This window comes from Streptomyces sp. HUAS MG91 (genome assembly GCF_040529335.1).
Taxonomy (GTDB): domain Bacteria; phylum Actinomycetota; class Actinomycetes; order Streptomycetales; family Streptomycetaceae; genus Streptomyces; species Streptomyces tabacisoli.
On sequence record NZ_CP159534.1, the window covers coordinates 1,826,660 to 1,841,938 of the forward strand.

A 15,279-nucleotide genomic window follows, 5' to 3' on the forward strand; every position below is an offset into this window, starting at 1 on the left:
GCGCATCAGGCGCGCGGTTCGGGCGCGCCCTTCGACCGTAGCCCCGTGCGGGCCGGTACGGGAGAGCCCCCGCCCGGCGCACTGCCGGACGGGGGCTTCCACTGGTGGCCGCGGTGCCGCACAGGCGTACTGCCGGTGCGGTTGTCGCAGGTGGTGCGGGTGGGGCGGTCAGAACACGTGGACGCCGTACACGCTGAGCGCCTCGGTGACCGGCTGGAAGAACGTCGTGCCGCCGGACGTGCAGTTGCCGCTGCCGCCGGAGGTCAGACCGTAGGCCACGCCGCCGGTGGAGTAGAGGGCGCCACCGGAGTCGCCGCCCTCGGCGCAGACGTTGGTCTGGATCAGGCCGGAGACGATGTCGCCGCTGCCGTAGTTCACGGTGGCGTTGAGCCCGGTGACCTTGCCGCTGTGGATGCCCGTGGTGGAGCCGTCACGGTAGACGGTGGCGCCCACGCTCGGCGTGCCCGCGCTCTTGATGTCCGTGTTGCCGGCGGTGCCGGACTTGGTGACCGAGCTGTTGCTGTACTTCACCAGCGCGTAGTCGTTGCCGGGGAAGCTGTAGCTCACGTTCGAACCCAGCACCGTGGTCTTCGCGGAGTTCGAGTACCAGGTGGAGGCGACCTCGCCGCAGTGGCCCGCGGTCAGGAAGTAGTAATTGCCGCTGTTGTCCTGGACGTTGAAGCCGAGGGAGCAGCGGTAGGCGCCGCCGTAGATGGCGTCGCCGCCGGCGATCAGCTTCTTGAAGGTGCCGTTCGTCCGCTCGATCCGGAGCGCGCCCGCGTTGCTGCCGGCCCGTTCCGTGATCTTGTTGATCTCGGCCTGCGACACGGTGCTGTCGACGGTGACGAGGACCTTGCCCGTCTTGGCGTCGACGGCCCACGCGGTACCGCCGATGTCGGCGGACTCGACGGCGTCGCTTGCGCGGGTGAGCTGGGCCGCACTGAACGTCTGGACCTCCGCGGCCTGCGCGGAGGGGATGGTGAACGCCGCGGCCGCCAGCAGTCCGGTGCCCGCGGCGATCAGCCCGGTCCGTCTCGCCATGCCGCTTCGGGGGGTGGTGCGCTTGATCCTCACTGGTCGTTCCCTCCTGAGGGAAGTCGGGGGCCCGCGTGGGGTCGGGGCCCGGTGAGGCGCGGTCAGGGACATCGGTGGTCCGGATTCCGAACACGTCGTGACCCTGACAAGCGCTGTTCGGGAGTATTCGGTCTCTCAACTACCCCGCACAAGAGCGGCTTTCGGCCGTCCACGGGATCTCCGCGCACGACTACAGGCCCCGGCGGCTCGGCTCGTACGGTGCGTACGGCCCGCCCGCCGGGGCTCGGCTCGACCTGTCAGACGGTCCTCGGCGCCGCCAGGTTCCGTTCGCCCGCCTCGATGTCCACGGGGAGGGTGTTGCCCGGGGGCGGGAAGGGGCAGAGGAAGTGGTCGGCGAAGGCGCAGGGTGGCAGCGTCGCCCGGTTGAGGTCGACCGTCGTGCGGCCCTCGGCGTCGGGCGCGGCCGGGTGCAGGAAGCGGAACCGGTAACTGCCGCGACCGCTGGTGCCGTCGGCGAAGACGGCCCAGAGCCGGCCGTCCGCCTGCCGCGCCACCTGCAGTGTGTGCTCCTGCCCGGCGAGGGTGAAGGACAGCTCGCCCGCGAGCCCGAGCGCGCGCTCCCTGCCGTCGGCGTTCGCCACGCGGACGTCCGTGCTCCCGCCCGGGTACGGGGTGAAGCGGCCCTCGACCGCCCAGCGCGGGTCGTACGGGGTGGCGTCGATGCCCGCCGAATCCAGGAACGCCGTGCGGGCGGGCGCGGCCGGGTCGAAGTCCCGTACGCCCCACAGTCCTTCGCGGACGATCACGACGAGCCGTCGCTCGCCGAGCGCGACGGTGGCGTCGGCGCCGAGCCGGGTCTCCGTGCCGTCCAGGGTGCGCACGACGGCGTCACCGTCCGTCCGCCAGCTCCCGGGGATGGCCGGAAGTTTGCCGTCCGGATAGTCGTCGAGCCAGTGGGTGCCGGTGAGCGAGAGGGGCCCGTGGGGCGCGGAGACGGACGCGGTCCGCTCTTCGTGCCACTGCTTCCAGGCGTCGGCGGCGTCGGTCATGCGGTGAGGGTCCTTTCGGGAGTGCGCAGTCCCAGATGGGAGCGCAGGGTGGAGCCGGTGTATTCCGTGCGGAAGGCGCCGCGCTCCTGGAGCAGCGGGACGACCCGGTCCACGAAGGCGTCGAGGCCACCGGGCGTCAGGTGCGGGACGAGGATGAATCCGTCGGCGGCGCGGCCCGCCACGAACGCGTCGAGTTCGGCGGCGACCGCCTCGGGCGTGCCGATGAACGACTGCCGGCCGGTCGTCTCGATCACGGTCTGCCGGATGGACAGGCCCTTGGCGCGGGAGAGCGCCCGCCACTTCTCGGCGATCTCGAGGACGTCGCCGCGCCGGGTGCGTCCCTGGGAGAGGGCGGAGTCGGGGACCGGGTCGATGTCGGGCAGCGGCCCGTCGGGGTCGTAGGAGGAGAGGTCCACGCCCCACACCTGCTCCAGGGCGAGGATCGCGGTCTGCGGGGAGACCTGCTGCCGCCGGATCTCGGCGGCCTGCTCCTGGGCCTCGGCGGCGGTGTCGCCGAGCACGACGGTGACACCCGGCATGATCTTGAGGTCGTCGGGTTCGCGCCCGTACGCGGCCAGCCGGGCCTTCACATCGGCGTAGAAGGCCTGCCCGGCCTCCAGGGTGCCGTGCCGGGTGAAGATCACGTCGGCGGTGGACGCGGCGAACTCGCGGCCCTCGGCGGAGTCCCCGGCCTGGATGACGACGGGGTGGCCCTGCGGCGGGCGGGGCACGGTGAAGTCGCCCTCGACGGTGAAGTGCCGCCCTTGGTGGTGGACGGGGTGGTCGGTGCCCGCGTCCCAGAACTCCCGTGCCACAGCGACGAATTCGGCGGCGCGTGTATAGCGGTCGGCGCGGTCGAGGTAGCCGCCGCGGCGGAAGTTCTCGCCGGTGAAGGCGTCGGAGGAGGTGACCACGTTCCAGGCGGCGCGGCCGCCGCTGAGGTGGTCGAGGGTGGCGAAGCGCCGAGCGGTGTCGAAGGGCTCGTTGAAGGTGGCGTTGACGGTGGCGGCGAGTCCCAGGTTCCGGGTCACGGCGGCGAGCGCGTTGAGCACGGTGATCGACTCGGGGCGGCCGACGACGTCCAGGTCGTGGATGCGGCCGCGCTGCTCGCGCAGCCGGAGGCCTTCGGCAAGGAAGAAGAAGTCGAACAGGCCGCGTTCGGCGGTGCGGGCCAGGTGCTCGAAGGAGGCGAAGTCGATCTGGGACTTCGAGCGCGGGTCGGCCCACACGGTGGTGTTGTTGACGCCCGGGAAGTGGGCGGCGAGATGGATCTGCCTGGTCATGAGCGGGCCCCCGGGGCGGCTGCGTACTGGCTGGCGGGCCGGGCGAGCCCCAGGTGTTCGCGCAGGGTGCTGCCCGGATAGAAGGTGCGGAACAGGCCGCGGTGCTGGAGCAGCGGCACGGTGCCGTTGACGAGGCGTTCCAGGTCGCGGCGCGGGTCGAGCGGGGTGAGGTGGAAGCCGTCGGCGGCGCCCGCCCGGTGCCAGGCGGCGATCAGCTCGGCCAGGTCGACGGGCCCGCCCCGGTAGAGCGGTCCCTCGCCGGTGGGCAGCGGTCCGCCGCCGTGGCCGGGCTGGGCGGCGTGCTCGCCGCCGCCGAGGTCGATGCGGAGCGCGGCGAGCACCCGCAGTTCGTCCGGGTCACGGCCGTGCTCGGTGGCGCGGCGCCGCAGCCCGGCCCGGGCGGCGGCTAGCTGGTCCGGGTCGGGGGCGCCGACGAGCGCGACGTCGGCGTGCCGGGCCGCGACGTCGTACGCGTACGGCTGGGTGGCGTCCACGACGACGACGGGCCGGCCCTGGGGCGGCCGGGGCACGATGGACGGGCCGCGCACGGAGAACGTCCGGCCCTCGAAGTCGACGTAGTGCAGCTTGTCGCGGTCGATGAAGCGGCCGGTGGCGACGTCCCGGATCTCGGCGTCGTCCTCCCAGCTGTCCCACAACCTCGCCGCCACGTCGGCGACTTCACCGGCCTCGTGCCACAGGTCGGCGGGCGGCGCGGCCGTGTCCCGGCGTCCGAAGAGCCGCGACTCGTCGTCGCCCGGCGACACGTCGGGGCGCCAGCCGGCCCGCCCCCGGCTCACCCAGTCCAGGGTGGCGACGGCGGCCTGGACGTGGAACGGCTCGGTGTGGGTGGTGGTCACGGTGGGCACGAGCCCGATCCGGGAGGTCTCCGGGGCGATCCTGGACAGCACGGCGAGGGCGTCGGGGCCGGGCGCCGCGAAGGTGTCGCGCAGGGTGACGAAGTCGAGCGCGCCGTGCTCGGCGAGCCGGGTGAGCTCCAGGTAGGGGGCGGGATCGTAGGTGTCGGCGAGGTCGACGGCGGCGGCGAGATGAAGCATGGCGGGAGGAACCTTTCATCGAGGGGGCAGGCCCGCGCCCCGAAAGGGGCGCGGGGAACTGCGCGACCAGCCACGACGGCGTCGCGGCGAACCGAGGCACACACCGCCCGCCTACGTCTTGGGCAACCCGGCAGGGTTGACCTCCGACTTCGGCACGGCCTCACTGGACAGCCCCCACCGCTTCAGCACCCGGGCGTACGACCCGTCCTCGATGACATGGTTGAGCGCGGCCGCGTAGGCGTCGACGAGCCCGCTGCCCTTCTTCGTCGTCGCGGCGATCTCGCCCTGGACCTCGTCGCCGCCGCCGGAGATGGTGCCGATGATCTGCGACTGTCCGGCGGACGCCACGTGGTAGGAGGCGGCCGGGCTCGGTCCCAGGTAGGCGTCGATGCGGCCGGACTGGAGCGCCAGGTAGTAGTCCGTGTCCTTCTGGAAGTACTTGATGGTGACGGGCTTGCGGCCCGCCTTCTCGTTGCGCTTGCTCCAGTCGACGAGGATCTTCTCCTGGTTGGTGCCGGAGGAGACGGCGATGGTCTTTCCCGCGACGTCCTTGGGCTCCTTCACCCGCCAGTTCGTGCCCTTCTTGGCCTCGAAGGCGATGTTGTCGAGCCGGTAGGTGGCGAAGTCGTACTTCTCCTTGCGCTCCTCGGTGACGGTGACGTTGGAGAAGACGGCGTCGAACTTGCCGCTGTCGAGCCCGACGAACAGGTTCTCCCAGCTCACCAGCTCCTGCTTGACCTTGAGCCCGAGGGTGTCGGCGACGAGGGTGGCGAGGTCGAGCTCGGAGCCGATGCGGGTCTTGTCGTCGGTGGCGAAGAAGCCGAGTGGCGGGGAGGCGTCGGCGCTGCCGCCGAGCCGCAGCGTGCCGCGCTCGCGCACGGCCGCGGGCAGCAGCGCGGCGATCTTGTCGACCTTCTTGCCGCGGATGCGGTGCTGGTCGGGGCCGATGTTGACGTTCCCGACCTTCTTCGTGCCGGCGGCGCCGGTGGTGGCGGCGTCGCTGTCCCCGCCGCAGGCGGTGAGCAGCGGGGACAGGGCGAGCGCGGCGACGGAGGCGGTCAGGGTGCGGCGGGACAACATCTTCGTACTCCTCAAAGCAGTTGTGGAAAGGGGGAGTTGGTAGATCAGAGGACCTTGGAGAGGAAGGCGCGGGTGCGGTCCTCGCGCGGCGCGTCCAGTACGTCGCCGGGGGCGCCCCGCTCGACGATGCGGCCCTCGTCCATGAACACGACGGTGTCGGCGACCTCGCGGGCGAAGCCGATCTCGTGGGTGACGACGATCATCGTGGTGCCCTGGTGGGCGAGGTCGCGGATGACGTCGAGGACCTCGCCGACCAGTTCGGGGTCGAGCGCGGACGTCGGCTCGTCGAACAGCAGCAGCTTGGGCTCCAGGGCGAGGGCCCGGGCGATGGCGACGCGCTGCTGCTGGCCGCCGGAGAGCTGACGCGGATAGGCGTCGGCCTTGTCCGCGAGGCCGACGCGGTCGAGCAGCTTGCGGGCGCTGTCCACCACCTCGGCGCGGGGCCGCTTGAGCGCGGAGAGCGGCGCCTCGACGATGTTCTCCAGGACCGTCAGGTGCGGGAAGAGATGGAAGTTCTGGAAGACGAAGCCGATGTGCGTGCGCTGCTTGAGGATCTCCCGCTCGCGCAGCTCGTACAGCTTGTCGCCGGAGCGGCGGTAGCCGACGAGCTGTCCGTCGACACTGATCCAGCCGCTGTCCACCTTCTCCAGGTGGTTGATGGTGCGCAGCAGCGTCGACTTGCCGGAGCCGGACGGGCCGAGGACGACGGTGACCTCGCCGGCCCGCACCTCCAGGTCGATGCCGCGCAGCACCTCGACGGAGCCGAAGCTCTTGTGCACGGACTTGATGTCCACCATGGCGCTCATCGGGTGGAACCTTTCGCGAAGTGACGCTCCACGTAGTACTGGAGTACGGAGAGCGCGCTGGTCAGGAGGATGTACCAGGCGGTGGCGACCATCAGCAGGGGCACCACGCGGCCGTTGCGGCCGTAGATGACCTGCACCTGGTAGAAGAGTTCGCCGATCGCCATGACGGAGACGATCGAGGTGCCCTTGAAGAGGGAGATGACCTCGTTCGCGGCGTTGGGCAGGATCGAGCGCATCGCCTGCGGCAGCACGATGCGGCGGATCTGCCGCAGGCGCGGGATGCCGAGGGCGGCCGCGGCCTCCAACTGGCCGCCGTCGACGGCGAGTACACCGCCGCGCACGATCTCGGCAGCGTACGCGGCCTGGTGCAGGGCGAGGCCGAGCACGGCCGCGCTCATGGCGCCGACGAGGCCCATCGTGTCGAAGGAGAAGAAGCCGGGCCCGAAGGGGATGCCGAACTGCAACTCCTTGTACAGGTAGGCCAGGTTGAACCAGAACAGCAGCTGCACGATCAGCGGGATCGAGCGGAACGCCCAGATGTAGCCGAACGCCACGGTGCGCAGGAACCGGCTGCTCGACAGGCGCATGAACGCGATGACGATGCCGAGCGCGAAGCCGAGCGCCGTGCCGTAGGCGGTGAGCTGGAGCGTGGTCCAGACGGCCTTGAGGATGACGTCCGCGGTGAAGAACTCCGCGAACACCTCCCATTCCCAGCCGGAGTTGGTGGCCAGGCCGTGCGCGAACTGGGCGAGCAGCACGGCGGTGACGACGATGGCCACCCAGCGCAGGGGATGGCGTACGGGGACGACCTTGAGGTGTGCGTAGGCGTCCTTCGGCGCTTCGGTGGCGGCGCCGGTGTCGGTGGTGCCCAGGGGCGGGTCACTGGTCAGAGACATGGGTGTCCTCGGAGACGGACGAACGGGGAGGAAGAGCGGGGCGGGACCGGCCGGGCCGGTCTCAGGCGGCGGTGGTGCGACAGGAGAGGTCGCGCAGCAGCGCGAGGACGGCGCGGGCCGTGGCGTCGTTCTGCCGGAACGACGGGCCGTTGGTGCGCGGCCGGGTGAAGGCGCCGGCGCCGCGCGCGTCGGTGTGCGGGCCGAGGGCGAAGCGGCGCGGGTGGGCGGAGCCGTCGCGGTACAGGACGCGCCCGTCGGACGGGTCGACGGCGAGCAGTCCGGCGTCGGTCGACCGGGCGCCCTCCTCGTGGAGGGTGCGCAGCAGCCGGTCCCGGGTGCGGGCGAGGGTCGGCTGCGGCAGCCGGGCCTCGACGAGCGCGCGGGCCTCGATCCGGACGCCGGGCGCGCTGGCGCTCGTGGCCCGGAAGACGCCGTCGCGTGCCTCGACCCGCATGTCGGCGCCGACGAACTTCACGACGCCCGCGCGGGACAGCGCGAGCAGTTGGCGCAGGCGCGGGCCGGGCGGCCCGGATGCCAGGTAGCTGAAGAATCCGTGCCACCAGGGGCCGACGTCGCCGAGCCGGACGAGCTGCCCGTACACGGAGAGCAGGCCGAGGAAGACGGCGAGGTCGGGGCTGTGCGCCGGGTCGTGGCGGCGCTCCAGGTCGTCGGTGATGTGGCCGCGCAGGCCGGCCTGGAGTTCCTCGTACGAGGCGTGGCGCACCCCGTCGAGCGGGCGGTCCAGGGCGGCGAGGTCGAGCCGGTCGGCGGGGTCGGGCACACTGGCGGCGACGAGCGCCTGCTGTTCGGCGCTGAGCGGCGCGGCGGCGGCGTACTTCTCCTCGAAGACGTCCCAGGCGACGCTGGTGCGCTCGGGGTGGGCGGTGAACAGCCGGTGGTAGTGCGCGAAGCCGAGTTCCTTGTCGATCAGCGGCCACACCTCGCACCGGAAGTCGTCGGGCCCGAACCCGCCTTCCTTCGCGAGGAGTTCGTCGATCTGCGCGGGTCCGAGGAAGCGCGGCAGCGGCGGCCGCTCCCCCGCGTCCCAGTCGTAGCCGAGCTTGGAGTGGTAGGGCACTCCGCGCCGCGATCCGACGTGCAGCACCGGCTCCCGCCCCGAGGGCACATAGGTGTCCCCCTCGAAGCGTCCGCCGCGCCCCTCCGTCAGCAGCACCATCAGGTCGACGAAGGCGAGCCCGAAGCCGCGGACGAGCACGTCCTGGCCGGGCGCGAGCGCGCCGAGGTCGGAGTCGGCGGTGAAGTCGGGCGGCAGGTGCACGAGCCCGTGCCGCGCGGCGTACTCACTCAACTCCATCTGCTCGTCGTCGAGTTCGGCGTCCAGATGCCCCTGGGCGAGGACGACGGCGTCGGCGGACAGCGGCCGCGTCACCCCTTCGAGCCACACCTGCTGGCGGCCGTGGCGCGATCCGGAGACGCGCAGGGCGCGCCGGGGATGGTGGTGGACGGTGACCCCGTCGGGCAGCGCGGCGACGGCCCGCTCGTACACCCACCGCAGATAGCCGCCCTGCCGTCGCCGGTCGGCGAAGGTCCGCCCGTCGATCCCGGCCCACTCGTGCAGCACGGGCCCCGGCACCACGGGCCCGGCCAGCTCCACCGTGTCGTCGGTGAACATGGTGACGTCCTGGGCCTGCGAGTTCATCCAGAGCAGCGGCGACTGCTCGCGCCGCCAGATGCGCCCGCCGCCCGGCGGATAGGGGTCGACGAGATGCACGTCGAGCGCCAACTCGCCGTAATCGTCACTGGTATTGGCGGCGAGACGCTCCAGGATACCGGTCCCCCGCGGCCCGGCCCCCACGATCACCAGGGACTGCCGTACGGTACTCATCGCCGCGTCCCGCGCGCGTAGTGCCGCTCGACGTAGTACTGGCCGACGCTGAGCAGCGAGGTCACCACGACGTACCAGAGGGTGGCGACGAGCAGCAGCGGGATGACCTGGTAGGTGCGGTGGTAGACGAGCTGCACCGAGTAGAGCAGGTCCTGCACGGCGATGATGCTGACGATGGAGGTGCCCTTGAGGGTGCCGATCAGCATGTTCCCGGCCGGCGGCACGATGGCCCGCATGGCCTGCGGCAGCACGATCCGGCGCCAGCGCCGGTACCGGCCGAGCCCGAGCGCCTGGGCCGCCTCCACCTGTCCCCGGTCCACGGAGAGGATGCCGCCGCGCACCACCTCGGCGGCGTACGCGGCCTCGTGCAGGGTCAGTCCGACGATGGCGACGGTGACGGGCCCGAAGAGGTCGACGGTCTTCACCCCGAGGACGCGCGGGTACAGGGCGCCGATGTTGAACCAGAACAGCAGCTGCACCAGGATCGGCACCGACCTGAACAGCCACACATAGCCCCAACTCACGGCGCGCAGCACGGGGTTGGCGGACAGTCGCATGACGGCGAGCAGGGTGCCGAAGGCGAAGCCGAGCGTCATGACGAGCGCGGTCAGCCACAGCGTGAGCCAGAGTCCGCGCAGCACGGAGGCGGTGGTGAAGTAGTCGGCGACCACGTCCCACTGGAACGCCTCGTTGCGCAGTACCGAGTTCACGGCGAGGCCGAGCAGGACGAGCACGACGGCCGCGGCCGTCCACTGTCCGGTGCGGCGGCGCGGGACGATGCGTGGGACGGCGGAGATCTTGCCGGGTGGCGCTTCGGCCAGGGGATCCGAGGGGGACGAAAGGGTGTCTGAGGACATGGGAAGGCTCCGTGGGCTGGAATCCCGTCCAGTCGGTCCTGCCGTCACACCTGCTGCGCGTGTGTGTAGCGCTCGGGCCGAGCCCCTCAGCAGCGGTCCCGCACCGAGAGTACGGGGCCTGTCACGCCGTCTGTCAAGGCTGTCCAGACTGTGAGCCGCGCGTCTCAAGTGAGTTGACGCCGAACCGTATGCCTGTTCCACTAAGCCCATGCATCCGCAGCAGTGGCTGGTCACCCGCTCCCACATCGACTTCGGTCGCGTGTGGTCCGCGTCCTGTTGATGCCCTTCCGACGCCTCTGAGCGCGTCTTTTCTTCTTTTCTTTCCCGGCGTTCCCGCCGTTCTTCGACGCGTCCCACTCCCTTTCCCGGTACGCGCCCTCACCCTGCTGCACGCTCCCCTCGCTCAGCCGGTTCCTCTTGCCATCGAAGGGCACAGCTCTCAGCCATGCGCTCCTCCACCCGTACCTCCCGCCTGTCCGGTTCCTCCGCACTCTCCGCTTTCGCCCTGATCACTGTCGCCGCTCTGGGGCTGACCGCCTGCGGTTCGGGGGACGGTACGGACGACGCGGCGCCGGCCGGCGCCGCGAGCGACAAGATCCCGACGAAGGACGTGGTGTCGTCCGTCGCGAAGGATCCCGCCTCGGCGAAACTCCTCCCCGCGTCCGTCCGCAAGAGCGGCAGCCTCACCATCGCGGTGAGCGTGGGCGGCACCCCGCCCAACTCCACGTACCTGCCCGACGGGAAGACCGTCGTCGGACAGGACATCGACTTCGCGAACGCGGTCGCCAAGGTCCTCGGCATCAAGCTGGACCAGCAGATCGCGAGCTTCGAGGCGATCCTCCCGGCCCTCGACAGCGGCAAGTACGACCTCGGCACCGGGAACTTCGGCGTCACCGACGAACGCCGCAAGACGATCGACTTCGTCACGTACATCAACGACGGTCAGGGCTTCGCCGTCCGCAAGGACAGCGACCTGAAGAAGGTCACCGACCTGACACAGCTGTGCGGCCTGAACGTCGCGACCGGCGCCGGCACCACCTTCGAGACGACGCTGGAGGAGAACAAGGGCCTGTGCGAGAAGGCGGGCAAGAAGCCGTACGACGTGAAGACGTACGCGGAGTCGAGCGCGGTCTGGTCGTCGCTTCAGCAGGGGCGCAGCGATGTGGTGATGAGCACCATCAACGGGCTGCGCTACGGGGTGGCCCATCAGGAGGGGCTGCGGTTCCTCAATGAGTTCCATCGGCTGGATGTCGGTTTCGCGTTCAAGAAGGGGACGCCGCTGGCCCCCGCGTTCCGCTCCGCGGTGAACCGGCTCATCGCGGACGGCACTTACCGGAAGATCCTGGCCAAGTGGGGTACGTCGGAGTCGTCGATCAGCACGTCGCGGATCTCCCCACCGGAGATCAAGGACTGACCGGCTTCGTTTCCCCCTGCCGGCCGGTGGGGGCTGGTCGCGCAGTTCCCCGCGCCCCTGAAACGAGCTCCGCTCGTCCAGGGGCGCGGCCACCGGCCGGCACCAGGAAGTGGTGCTCGGGTCACCGGGAGGCGGCGGCCACCCGGCGTCCCCGGACCCGCACCCCGATGACCTGATCCATCAGCGCCCCCAGAACATCCCGCACAGACGCCCGCGCCCGCGCATCACACTCCACGACCGGCACCGAGTCGCCCACCCCCAATGCCTCCCGGATCTCCCCGAGTTCAAAGCGCTCCGAGCCCTCGAACCGGTTCACGGCGAGCACGAACGGCGCCCCGTGCGCCTCGAAGTAGTCCAGCGCGGGGAAACAGTCCTCGATGCGCCGGGTGTCGACGAGGACGACCGTGCCGAGCGCCCCTTCCACCAGGTCGTCCCAGAGGAACGAGAACCGGTCCTGCCCGGGCGTGCCGAAGAGATACAGCGCGATCGTCGGATCGAGCGTGATGCGCCCGAAGTCGAGGGCGACCGTGGTGGTCGTCTTGCCCTCGACGCCCGCCAACGAGTCGACGCCCACCGAGACCTGGGTGATCGCCGCCTCGGTGTCGAGCGGCTCGATCTCCGAGACGGCCCCGATGAAGGTCGTCTTGCCGACCCCGAGCCCACCACTGACCACGATCTTCACGGCCAGCGGGGCGACGCGTTCAGAGCGCCCTGACATGGTCCCTGATCCTTTCGAGGGTGTGGAGCGGCAGCTCCGCGGTGTGCGAACACGACAGCCGGCCGCCCACGACGAGGTCGGCGATGAGCACCTTGGCGACGCCGAGCGGCACCCCGATGGCCTCGGCCACATGGGCGACGGTGGTGGGTTCCTGACAGAGCGTCACGATGCGCCGGTGCTCGAAGGCGAGCGGCGCGCCGCCGTCCGGGGCGTCCACGTCCACCGCGACCACGAGGGTCTCGAGCCGCAGATCGGCCTGGGCGGGCCGCACCCGTCCGCCGGTGATGATGAAGGGACGCACGAAGGCTTCCGACGAGTCGCCGGGCTCGCGGGACTCGCTCATCGCGGCAGCGTCTCCCGCAGATCGGCGATGAGCGTCGGCGTGAGCAGGTCTCCGGCGCGCTCGGCGAGCACCGCCATCTCGTAGCCCACGAGGCCGAGTTCACCGCTGCTGTCCGCGAGCACCCCGAGACAGCTGCCGTCCCTGATCGCGGAGACCAGCAGGAAGCCGCGGCCCATCTCGATCATGATGAGTTTCACGCCGTCGAAGCTGTACCGCTTGGAGGCGCTGCGGGCGAGGCTGGAGAGTCCGGAGACGATGGCGGCCAGATGGTCGGCCTCGGTCCGCCCGAGCCCTTCGGAGACGGCGATGAGCAGTCCGTCCGAGGAGACCGCGACGGCGTCGCGCACCCCGTCGGTGTTGCGGACGAAGTTGGCGAGCAGCCAGTTGAAGGTCTGCGAGTCGCCCCGCGTGTCGACGGTGGTCACTTGTCGCCCTGCCCTTCGCCGGTGTTCTGCTCGGTGCCCTCGGGGGCGGTTTCCCTGGCGGCCCGTTCCCGCTCCACGCTGATGGATCCGCGCATGTGGGCGCTGCGCAGCCCGGACAGCATTCCGGAGACGTCCTCGGGGCTGCGCTCGACGGCGGGCCCCTCGGGTGCGGGCCTGGCGGGCGCGTCCGCCTCGGTCACGGCCTTCGCGATGGCGCTGCGCTGCGGGCGCTTGACGAGCCCGTTGCGGGTGCGGGACGCCGACGACGCGGACCTGGGTGCCGCGGCCGCGGCGACGGTCTGCTCCCGGCGCGGGGCGGGCAGCACGGCCTCGCCGCCGCCGGTGCGTCCGGCCGTGACGGGCCGGGCCGCGGCCGCCTTCACGGCCCTCTCCCTGGGGGTCTCCCCCTGCGGCGCGGCGGGCCCGGCCGCCGTCGGCTCCGCCTCGGTGAGCAGCGTGGACGGGATGAGGACACGGGCCACGACACCGGCGGCGGGCGCCTCGCCGAGGCGGACCTCGATGCCGCACTTGCGGGCGAGCGCGCCGACCACGAAGTGGCCGAGGAACCGGGTGGGTTCGGCCATGAAGCTGGCGGTGCCGGAGAGCCGTACGTTGGCCTCGGCGAGCGCCTGGGTGTCCATGCCGAGCCCGTGGTCGACGATCGCGATGAGGTACCCGGCGCTGGTGCGCCGCCCCTCGATCTCCACGTCGGAGTCGGGCGGCGAGAAGCTCAGCGCGTTCTCCACCAGCTCGGCGATCAGGTGGGCGAGTTCGGCGACGACGGAGCCGGACACCTGGGCGGGCTCGACCCGGCGCAGGGTGACGCGGCGGTACTCCTCGACCTCGGAGAGCGAGGCGCGCAGGACGTCGTTGACGGAGAGCGGGGTCGCCCAGGTGCGGGGGCTGGACTCCCCTGCGAGGACGAGCAGGGACTCGGCGTTGCGGCGCATACGGGTGGCCAGGTGGTCGAGTTCGAAGAGGTTGGCGAGGGTGTCGGGGTCGGCGTCCTCGTGCTCCAGCTTGTTGATGAAGCCGATCTGGCGGCGCACCAGGTTCTGGTTGCGGCGGCCGAGGCTGACCAGCGACTCGGTGGCGTTCCTGCGCAGCACGGCCTGCTCGGTGGCGAGGTCGAAGGCGGCGCGCTGCACCCGGTCGAAGGCGTCGGCCACCTCGCGCACCTCGGCGCCGGCGCGGGCGTCGAGCCCGAGCGGCGCGGGCGGCGCGGGCGCCTCGCCCCCGGCGGCGGACTGCACGTCGGCGACGGCCCGCGGCAGCCGCACCCCGGCGACCTCGCGGGCCTCCTGGGCGAGTCCGCTGAGCGGCGCGGACACGGATCGTACGCAGTCGCGGGCGAGGGCGGCGAGGGCGCCGATCACGGCGAGCGCGAGCAGCACAAAGAGCAGCAGGTCCCGCTGGGCGGAGCTCTCCAGCTGGGCGGCGCGCGCCTCGACGTCGGAGCCGATGGAGATCTGGACGTCCCGCAGGCCGTTGATGGTCGAGGTCATCGTGTCCCACCAGGCCATGGGCGGGACGTCGGCGGCGGCGAGGCGGCCCGCGCCGTGCACGGCGACCGACTCGTAGGCGAGGGCGCGCTCGGCGTCGGGGGTGGCCAGCGCGGTGTCGAGCCGGCGCTGCTGCGCCGCGGTCGCGGTGCGCGGGAAGGAGGTCAGCGCGGCCAGCCGGCCCGACCTGATCTCCATGAACCGGCTGTAGTCGTCGCCGCGGAAGCGGCCGCCGGCCCGGACGGAGCCCAGCACGATGGCGCGCTCCTGCCCGAGGTACTCCTTGGCGGTGCCGAGGACCTGGAGCGACTGGTAGGCGTCGCGCAGCCGTGCGTCGTCGACGTCGCCGAGGCCGCGCCCGGCCTTGGCGAACTGGGCGATGGTGTTGGTGAAGTAGTCGAAGGTGGCCTTCACCTGCCCGGAGCCGTCGTCCGCGGCGGAGCGGATCCCGGCGAGTCCGCCGAGCCGCCCGAGCGCGTCGCGTGCCGCGCCGGCTCCCTCGCGCCGCGCGAGCGCGGTCTCCAGGGCGGTGCGGGCGGCGTCGGTGGCCTTGCGCTGGGCGGGGAGCTTGGCGGCGAACTGCTGGACGCCGCCGACGTACCCGGTGGTGAGGCCGCGCTCCTTCTGCAGCTCGTGGACGAGGCCCTGGAGGGTGACCTCCAGGCGTGCGTTGCCGGCGGTGGCGGACGCGCCGCGGTAGCCGGAGATCTGCTCGGCGGCGAAGACCCCGAGCAGGGCGAGGAGCACGGCGAGCGCGAGTCCGAGGATGCGCAGCAGCCGGGTCCGGATGGTCGTGCTTGTTCTGGGCCGGGGAAAAGCCCTCTTGAACTGAACGGTCGACAGGAGTTCCACGGAAGTGCCTTATGGAGAGGGCGAGTTGACGGGGCAGAAACGCTGCTTCTGCGCCCGCCCAACGACCCCTCTCAGGCTCCGGTCACCGGATCATGTGTTTGTTTTACGCCCCGGAAAC

At 71.6% G+C, this 15,279-nt stretch carries 14 protein-coding genes; 1 reads left to right on the top strand and 13 read right to left on the bottom strand.

The window, feature by feature from the left end; all coding sequences use genetic code 11:
- Window positions 1–168: 168 nt before the first annotated feature.
- From ABII15_RS08430 to ABII15_RS08470, 9 genes are all read right to left on the bottom strand, one after another.
- The gene (locus ABII15_RS08430; RefSeq protein ID WP_353941652.1) at window positions 169–1,074 is read right to left on the bottom strand and encodes a S1 family peptidase; all 906 of its coding nucleotides are present in this window, start codon (window positions 1,072–1,074) and stop codon (window positions 169–171) included.
- 257 nt (window positions 1,075–1,331) lie between these two features.
- Window positions 1,332–2,084: a DUF1684 domain-containing protein gene (locus ABII15_RS08435; protein ID WP_353941653.1), complete on the bottom strand. Its 753-nt coding sequence runs from the start codon at window positions 2,082–2,084 to the stop codon at window positions 1,332–1,334.
- Window positions 2,081–3,367 carry an LLM class flavin-dependent oxidoreductase gene (locus ABII15_RS08440; RefSeq protein ID WP_353941654.1) on the bottom strand — a complete coding sequence of 429 codons (1,287 nt, stop codon included), beginning with the start codon at window positions 3,365–3,367 and terminating at the stop codon, window positions 2,081–2,083. The genes ABII15_RS08435 and ABII15_RS08440 overlap by 4 nt, the downstream gene beginning before the upstream one ends.
- Window positions 3,364–4,422 carry an LLM class flavin-dependent oxidoreductase gene (locus ABII15_RS08445; protein ID WP_353941655.1) on the bottom strand — a complete coding sequence of 353 codons (1,059 nt, stop codon included), beginning with the start codon at window positions 4,420–4,422 and terminating at the stop codon, window positions 3,364–3,366. The genes ABII15_RS08440 and ABII15_RS08445 overlap by 4 nt, the downstream gene beginning before the upstream one ends.
- A gap of 111 nt (window positions 4,423–4,533) precedes the next feature.
- Window positions 4,534–5,502, bottom strand: coding sequence for an ABC transporter substrate-binding protein (locus ABII15_RS08450; protein WP_353941656.1), 969 nt, complete (start codon window positions 5,500–5,502; stop codon window positions 4,534–4,536).
- A 44-nt stretch (window positions 5,503–5,546) separates the two neighbouring features.
- Complete coding sequence (locus ABII15_RS08455; protein ID WP_353941657.1) at window positions 5,547–6,308, bottom strand: amino acid ABC transporter ATP-binding protein; 762 nt, start codon at window positions 6,306–6,308, stop codon at window positions 5,547–5,549.
- Window positions 6,305–7,204, bottom strand: coding sequence for an amino acid ABC transporter permease (locus ABII15_RS08460; RefSeq protein WP_353941658.1), 900 nt, complete (start codon window positions 7,202–7,204; stop codon window positions 6,305–6,307). The genes ABII15_RS08455 and ABII15_RS08460 overlap by 4 nt, the downstream gene beginning before the upstream one ends.
- Window positions 7,205–7,265: 61 nt before the next feature.
- Window positions 7,266–9,050: an FAD/NAD(P)-binding protein gene (locus ABII15_RS08465; RefSeq protein WP_353941659.1), complete on the bottom strand. Its 1,785-nt coding sequence runs from the start codon at window positions 9,048–9,050 to the stop codon at window positions 7,266–7,268.
- Window positions 9,047–9,907: an amino acid ABC transporter permease gene (locus tag ABII15_RS08470; RefSeq protein WP_353941660.1), complete on the bottom strand. Its 861-nt coding sequence runs from the start codon at window positions 9,905–9,907 to the stop codon at window positions 9,047–9,049. Before ABII15_RS08470 ends, ABII15_RS08465 begins: the two co-directional genes overlap by 4 nt.
- 445 nt (window positions 9,908–10,352) lie before the next feature.
- Here ABII15_RS08470 and ABII15_RS08475 point away from each other — a divergent pair, with 445 nt between their 5' ends.
- Window positions 10,353–11,321 (top strand): ABC transporter substrate-binding protein, encoded by a 969-nt coding sequence (locus tag ABII15_RS08475; RefSeq protein ID WP_353941661.1) that lies wholly within the window; start codon window positions 10,353–10,355, stop codon window positions 11,319–11,321.
- Between the two features lie 121 nt (window positions 11,322–11,442).
- On the opposite strand, the gene ABII15_RS08480 is transcribed toward ABII15_RS08475, so the two are convergent.
- Genes ABII15_RS08480 through ABII15_RS08495 form a run of 4 tightly spaced genes read right to left on the bottom strand, consistent with a single transcriptional unit; the run spans window position 11,443 to window position 15,161 of the window.
- Window positions 11,443–12,039 (bottom strand): ATP/GTP-binding protein, encoded by a 597-nt coding sequence (locus ABII15_RS08480; RefSeq protein WP_353941662.1) that lies wholly within the window; start codon window positions 12,037–12,039, stop codon window positions 11,443–11,445.
- Window positions 12,023–12,382, bottom strand: coding sequence for a DUF742 domain-containing protein (locus tag ABII15_RS08485; RefSeq protein ID WP_353941663.1), 360 nt, complete (start codon window positions 12,380–12,382; stop codon window positions 12,023–12,025). Before ABII15_RS08485 ends, ABII15_RS08480 begins: the two co-directional genes overlap by 17 nt.
- Complete coding sequence (locus ABII15_RS08490) at window positions 12,379–12,807, bottom strand: roadblock/LC7 domain-containing protein (RefSeq protein ID WP_111666118.1); 429 nt, start codon at window positions 12,805–12,807, stop codon at window positions 12,379–12,381. Before ABII15_RS08490 ends, ABII15_RS08485 begins: the two co-directional genes overlap by 4 nt.
- Window positions 12,804–15,161, bottom strand: a complete 2,358-nt coding sequence (locus tag ABII15_RS08495) for a nitrate- and nitrite sensing domain-containing protein (RefSeq protein WP_353941664.1) — start codon at window positions 15,159–15,161, stop codon at window positions 12,804–12,806. The genes ABII15_RS08490 and ABII15_RS08495 overlap by 4 nt, the downstream gene beginning before the upstream one ends.
- Window positions 15,162–15,279 lie beyond the last annotated feature (118 nt).